The 4207-nt window shown below is 53.8% G+C and carries 5 protein-coding genes; 3 read left to right on the top strand and 2 right to left on the bottom strand.

Annotated features, from left to right (window positions below; all coding sequences use genetic code 11):
- Window positions 1-69: 69 nt before the first annotated feature.
- Window positions 70-939, bottom strand: coding sequence for an IS21 family transposase (gene istA / locus CSQ89_RS20185; protein WP_199065747.1), 870 nt, complete (start codon window positions 937-939; stop codon window positions 70-72).
- 180 nt (window positions 940-1119) lie between these two features.
- Between istA and CSQ89_RS20180 the strand changes: the two genes are divergently transcribed.
- Together CSQ89_RS20180 and CSQ89_RS20175 are read left to right on the top strand one after the other, a co-directional pair.
- Window positions 1120-2148: an SGNH hydrolase domain-containing protein gene (locus tag CSQ89_RS20180; protein WP_139022975.1), complete on the top strand. Its 1029-nt coding sequence runs from the start codon at window positions 1120-1122 to the stop codon at window positions 2146-2148.
- Between the two features lie 113 nt (window positions 2149-2261).
- Window positions 2262-2684, top strand: a complete 423-nt coding sequence (locus CSQ89_RS20175) for a hypothetical protein (RefSeq protein ID WP_099407804.1) — start codon at window positions 2262-2264, stop codon at window positions 2682-2684.
- A gap of 31 nt (window positions 2685-2715) precedes the next feature.
- Here CSQ89_RS20175 and CSQ89_RS20170 read toward each other — a convergent pair whose 3' ends face one another.
- The gene (locus CSQ89_RS20170) at window positions 2716-3366 is read right to left on the bottom strand and encodes an HAD family hydrolase (RefSeq protein ID WP_158229069.1); all 651 of its coding nucleotides are present in this window, start codon (window positions 3364-3366) and stop codon (window positions 2716-2718) included.
- Between the two features lie 282 nt (window positions 3367-3648).
- Between CSQ89_RS20170 and CSQ89_RS23010 the strand changes: the two genes are divergently transcribed.
- Window positions 3649-3999 (top strand): hypothetical protein, encoded by a 351-nt coding sequence (locus CSQ89_RS23010; protein WP_139022974.1) that lies wholly within the window; start codon window positions 3649-3651, stop codon window positions 3997-3999.
- Window positions 4000-4207: the final 208 nt, after the last annotated feature.

Below are 4207 nucleotides of genomic sequence, written 5' to 3'. Positions count from 1 at the left end.
TGGTACAGGCCGGCATAGTGGGATGTTTGCGCTGCGCCAACTCTCGGCAACGGGTCTCCAGCCACGCGTTCAACGTATCGAAACTAGCGAACCGCGCCAAGGGCGTGAACAACCATTCCCGCACATTGCCCACCTGATTTTCGACCTGCCCTTCGCTCCGCGCCCCACGGCCCGGTCTGCAGATCGGGCCGGCTGCGGCAGCGCAAAGCATGCTTTGCGAAATCTTGCCTCGCCCCAACCCGATGCAGGAGTACAGGCTACCGGCTCAAACAGATAGTGATTGGCCAGCGCCATGAAGCGGCGATTGAATTGGCGCTCCTTGCCGGTAAAAATGGTTTCAACCACTGCCTTGAGGTTGTCGTAAACTATACGCTGAGGCACACCCCCAAAGAAGGCAAAGGCGCGATTATGCGCATCGATCACCATTTCCTGAGTTTCGCGTGGGTAGGCTGCGATGAACATCTGTCGGCTATAGGTCAGGCGGAAATGGGCGACCTTGACGGTTTGTATCACACCACCAAGCTCAACCTGCTCATGACTCCAGTCGAATTGGCAGACCTCACCGGGTGCAAAGATCAGAGGCACAAAAGCCTGTTTGCTGGTTGGCCCAACCTTATCTGCTTTCCAGCCCTTTACAAATCGTTGCACGCTGTCATAGGCACCTCGATAACCCTCAACCTGCAATCCTTGAAACAAGCGGCGAGCGGTACGTCGCTGGGCTTTGGGTAGTTGAGCCTCTACCGCTAGCCAGGACTCCAGCATGACTTGGAACTGTCCTAGCTTCGGTGTTGGCTGATTCTGGCGCTGATAGATCGGTTCGACTTCAGTCTGAAGGTGCTTTCGGACGGTGGGACGAGAGAGTTTTAGGTCACGCGCAATGGAGCTGATGCTTTCCTTGCTGACCAGATGACGACGCCGGATTTCGGCAATGAGATTCATGTTTATCACCCCAGATTCTCCGGCAGAAACACCGGATGGTTGCACACCCAGGGGTGGAAACTATTGAACGCTGTTTACCCCTGGAATCTGGAAAGTTTTGCACGCTGTTTTACAGGTAAATTGCTTGCTCAACGGTTGGGAAAAATATCTTATTCGGTTTACTTGTGGCATTGGCCCATCGTGGTTTTGCTGCATTACGTTGGTAAGCAGGGTGAATTGGTTTGGAATGGCTGTGGACTGCTTCTTACCCTGATTTTGGGCGAGTGCTCTTACCGGCTGGTTGAAGCACCAAGTCGGCAGTTATTTCAATTCAAGGTGAAATGGCCGGGGCTGTCGTTGGTAATGCTCATGTTGGGCGTAGCGGCCGTGGGGCGTGTTATTTATGTCAGTGATGGCGTACCCGGTTCTATTCGGTCAAAGAATAGCGATGAAAAGGCGCTGTTTGTGCAACATTATGTCGATTTGCACCAGCGTGGTTTGATAAACGCATACCGCATGGAATGTGATTTTTATGATGGCCGAGCGCGCCGTGAGAGGATAGCGGCGAGCTGCACACCTGCGAGCGCTGTGGGTGGCTTACTGCTTTGGGGCGATTCACACGCCCAGGCTCTGTCATTGGGTCTACGGCAAATACCGTCAGTGAAAGGAGCGTTTGCCCAGGTTGCTACTTCGGGTTGCCGCCCGAGCTTAGGCGGGCAGCGACGAAAGATGGAAGTAGACAACAACTGTGACGAATCCAATCGTTTTGCGCTTGCGGAAATCAAGCGATTACGACCTGCTGTTGTTGTATTGGCTCAGGAAATTGATCACGAGCATACCGACTGGTTGTCGATCGCCAATCGTCTCCATGGACTGGGTGTGCAGAGGGTTATATTGTTTGGCCCAGTACCGCGTTGGCGACCCTCTTTGCCAGTGGTGATAGCCAATCACTATTGGGATGCGCCTGCATCTTACGCAAAGTACGGGCTTGATCCGGTGGTGTTCTCGACAGACCGCCTACTCAAGAAACGATATGAGAATAGCGATCAGCTGGAATATGTGTCGGCAGTAGATGGCTTATGTCGGATTGAGGGTTGTTTGGCTCGGTTGCCCAATAATGGCGAGCTTATGGCGGTCGACTATGGCCATTTGTCTCCAACGGGCTCCACCTATGTGGTGGCACAGCTGCTCACGCCCGTAGTGGAACGCTCTCTCGGTAAAGTGAACTAGGCATACAACTTTTGTATTGTTGGTATGGGTAGTTGAGTTTCGCCCAACAACGGTTTAGGTGAGAATGCGGGGCTTGCCGGTATTTTCGTCGGCCGCTTCTTTTGAGAAAGCTTATGACTGCCCTGCCCGCCATCTTGCACGAACCCATTCAAGCCCTATTAGATGAGGGTGACAAGCTATTTGATAAGGGTAATTTTGAAGCTGCATTGATTAAGTACGAAGAAGCACGTGCACTGCTGCCTTCAGATTTGGAACGATGGGAAGCCAGTACCTGGGTATTGGCGGCAATTGGCGATGCATGCTTCTTGATGGGAAACATGGAGTGCGCCCAGCAAGCGTTGGCGACGGCGGTGAATTGCCCGGAAGGCGCAACCAACCCCTTTGTTCAGCTGCGCTTAGGGCAGTCTGAGTTCGAGCTTGGTCGGCTGGATGCCGCTACGGTAGCGTTGAGCTTGGCGTTTGCAACCGGGGGCGAAGAAGTATTCGAGGACGAAGAGGCCAAGTACCGTAGCTTGGTAGTGCGGGCAGCAGCCTGATGTGGATTGTACCCATGGCATTGGGTTGGCATTAGTTGATTTGCGCCAGCCATTGTTCGAAGTTATCGGTAGACCACTTTGCGCCAGCCGAGCGGGCAGCCGCAGGACTGATGCCGGTGAGGATAGCTGCTACCTTACAGCCCGCAGCAACACCAGCGGCTATGCCAAGTGCTGAATCCTCATGTACCAGTGTGTCTTGTGGGGCGACTTTCAGCCGTTTACAGGCCTCCAGGAAGGGATCTGGATGTGGTTTGCCACGTTCCGTGTCTTCGGCGCCCAGGATCAAATCAAAGTCGTATTCCAGCTGCAGTTCATACAACGTGAAGTCGATATTGATGCGGGGAGCATTGGTGACCAACGCCACTGGAATGTGTCGCATCCGTAGCCAACGGCGGTAACGGGCGAAGCCGGGCAAGGTAGTCAATTTGCCGCGTGCCAGGGTGTGGAAACGTTGTTCTTTGTCATCGTGTAGTTTTTTAGCCTCAGCTCCTTGCACGGGCCTGCCAAGAATAGCGCGTACGACATCAATGGTTCGGCCGGGCACCAGACGCGGGTCGCCAGGGTTTACGCCTTGACCGGTATGGGCACGAGCGAACTCGTCCCATGCAGCATCATGCAGCCGGGTGGTGTCGGTAATGGTGCCATCCATATCGAACAAGACAGCCTTGAAGGGGAATTCCATATGCCACGCCTTTTTGCAGTTTGGCGGCATTGTTATTGGTAGTTCTATTGCCGACAACTACATGTAGTGGAATGACCGCCAACAGTGGGTAGGAAAGCTGCACAGTTTGGGGAGTCGGTTTGGTTTTTGGTGCTTTTGCTTTTGCTACCGCACCACCGATTTAAGGTGTAAATGCCCAAATAGTAGAGATATGTTCTCCTATATTGCATTGCTCCAAGGGTATTCGTTGAAGATCGTCACCGTGGCTGACTGTCGGCTACGTGCACAGAAGAGGAGCCTGTCATGCGTTATCCCGCCATTTTTTATGCGACCTATCTAATGGTTGCTGCCGGTATGCCTGTATGGGCAGCAAGCCCTACCCCTCCACAACCACCAGCACCTCCGCCACCTCCCACAGCAACACTGCATGACGAACATGAACACGCAAGGAGAATGCCGCCGATGCCGCCAGAAGCCTTTACCGCTTGTGAAGGTAAACAGGACGGCGATAAGGTCAGTTTTGTCTCTCACAGAGGGGACACCATTACAGGCCGTTGTAAGCTAATGCCCGCCAGATTGGTGATGGTGCCCGATTCACCGCCGCGCACGGAAGGTAAAAGGAGCGAAGCCGGCGCCAATCATCAAGAACCTTAATATTTCTTAAGTGTTTGGCGCTGATGTTTGCAGACCGCAGGATGAAAACTGCCCGGCATCTAGCCGGGCAGTTTTTGCTTACGTGCGCCCAGCATGGGCGCACTCCTGCGGGTGGAAGTCCCGCCGTAAGTTGATCACAGCGAACGAAGTGAAGCGCAACTGCGTGAGGGCGACCGAGCGTGGGAAGGAAGCGTGGATCGTAAACCGC

Origin of the sequence: Chitinimonas sp. BJB300 (assembly GCF_002735695.1) — a bacterium.
In the GTDB taxonomy this organism is placed as follows: domain Bacteria; phylum Pseudomonadota; class Gammaproteobacteria; order Burkholderiales; family Chitinimonadaceae; genus Chitinimonas.
This window is presented reverse-complemented; position numbering and strand designations above follow the sequence as displayed.

Excerpts from the sequence above, each read along its gene's own strand:
- CSQ89_RS20175 (WP_099407804.1), top strand. The coding sequence starts at position 2,262 with ATGACTGCCCTGCCCGCCATCTTGCACGAACCCATTCAAGCCCTATTA.
- CSQ89_RS20170 (WP_158229069.1), bottom strand. The coding sequence starts at position 3,366 with ATGGAATTCCCCTTCAAGGCTGTCTTGTTCGATATGGATGGCACCATT.
- istA (WP_199065747.1), bottom strand. The coding sequence starts at position 939 with ATGAATCTCATTGCCGAAATCCGGCGTCGTCATCTGGTCAGCAAGGAA.
- CSQ89_RS23010 (WP_139022974.1), top strand. The coding sequence starts at position 3,649 with ATGCGTTATCCCGCCATTTTTTATGCGACCTATCTAATGGTTGCTGCC.